A 1,503-nucleotide genomic window follows, 5' to 3' on the forward strand; every position below is an offset into this window, starting at 1 on the left:
ATGATTTCAGTTTATAAAACCTCCCACATTCTCAGGCTTCGCCTGTCGCAATCAAGACCTGACCCCGGTTTTTCGACCCCGGTTTTTGACCCCGGTTTTCGTTCACCAGGCAGTGATCGTTTATCTGGAATGCAAGCAATGGCAACGACTAACATCTGGCAGCAATTCAAGGCTCTGATGCCGAAGGGTGTTCGGATCGTGGTCAACATTACCGCCAAAAATGGCAATAGCACTTGTCAGGCAGAGCTTCGGGATGGTTCGGTAATTACGGTTAAGGAAGAGTCTGTAAACGTTGGTGAAAAGGCGTTTATTCTGGATAGCGAGATAAAAGGTACAGCGCCGAATTTGGCGGAGTATGAGGTGGAAGTTTGAAATAATCAGGAATCGGTTCTTCGCGCAATTTTATTGCTCACTGTAGAAGGCAGCCCGTTTTAGGCTGTAAAGCGTTTAAACAGTTTCCTGCACGCTATGCTGCCAATGCTCATAGCAAAGTCGTGTGCCGTACGGCCCGAGCTATTCTTCTCTCTGGCCAGAGAAGGGTCAAAGTTCAGCAATTTGTAGATGGCCTCTGCGTGGTCTCTTAAAGTAGCTGTGTGTAGTGCCGTGTCACCATCATGATCCTTCTCTTTGGCCACGGAGCTATCAATCTCCAGCAATGTCTGGATGGCCTCTGCGTGGTCGTTTCCAGCAGCTATGTGGAGAGCCGTTCTGCAACGGGAATCCTTCTCTTTGGCCAGGGAGCTATCAATCTCCAGCAATTTCTGGATGGCCTTTGTGTGGCGGTTTTTAGCAGCTTTGTGTAGTGCCGTGTCACCATCATGATCCTTCTTTTTGGCCAGGAAACGGTTAATCTTCAGCAATGTCTGGATGGCCTCTGTGTGGCCGTTTCCAGCAGCATAATGGAGAGCCGTCCTGCCACCTAAATCCTTCTCTTCGGCCAGGGAACGCTCAATCTCCAGCAATTTATGGATGGCCTCTGTGTGGCCGTTTTCAGCAGCTTTGTGTAGTGCCGTTTCGCGAAAACGATCCGTATGTTTGGCCAGTGAGCGGTCAATCTCCAGCAATTTCGCGACGGTCGCTGTATGGCCTTGAGAAGCAGCTGCGTGCAGAGCCTCAATGCCCAGTAAGCGATCACTGGTCAGCCATGCCTTGACGACCTTTGTGTGGCCATTCATTGCCGCTAAGTGGAGAGCCGACCTGCCACCGTTATCTTTCTCTTTGGCCATGGATGGGGCTCTGAACATCAATGTCTGAATGACCTCTGTGTGGCCTACAATAACAGCGGAGTGGAGAGGTGTCTCACCATTGTTATTGGTAGCATTCAAATTTGCCCCATTTTCAATCAGCTGCCTCAGGCATCCAGCATGGCCGTTTTGAGCGGCCATATGCAGGGCTGTTTCACCATTGTTATTGGTAGCATGCAAATTTGCCCCATTTTCAAACAGCAGTCGTAACTATTCTGTGAACCCAGCCAAACCAGCCCACCAAGCTGGTAAGGAATAC

The 1,503-nt window shown here is 49.9% G+C and carries 2 protein-coding genes; one reads left to right on the forward strand and one right to left on the reverse strand.

Annotated features, from left to right (window positions below):
• On the forward strand, window positions 1–372 hold a 372-nt coding region (locus tag KDK14_RS14240; RefSeq protein WP_257265838.1), incomplete at its 5' end, for a hypothetical protein.
• A 59-nt stretch (window positions 373–431) separates the two neighbouring features.
• Here the strand turns inward: KDK14_RS14240 and KDK14_RS14245 are convergent.
• Complete coding sequence (locus KDK14_RS14245; protein ID WP_306671553.1) at window positions 432–1,448, reverse strand: ankyrin repeat domain-containing protein; 1,017 nt, start codon at window positions 1,446–1,448, stop codon at window positions 432–434.
• Window positions 1,449–1,503: the final 55 nt, after the last annotated feature.

This window comes from Endozoicomonas sp. ONNA2 (genome assembly GCF_024606365.1).
GTDB lineage: Bacteria > Pseudomonadota > Gammaproteobacteria > Pseudomonadales > Endozoicomonadaceae > Endozoicomonas.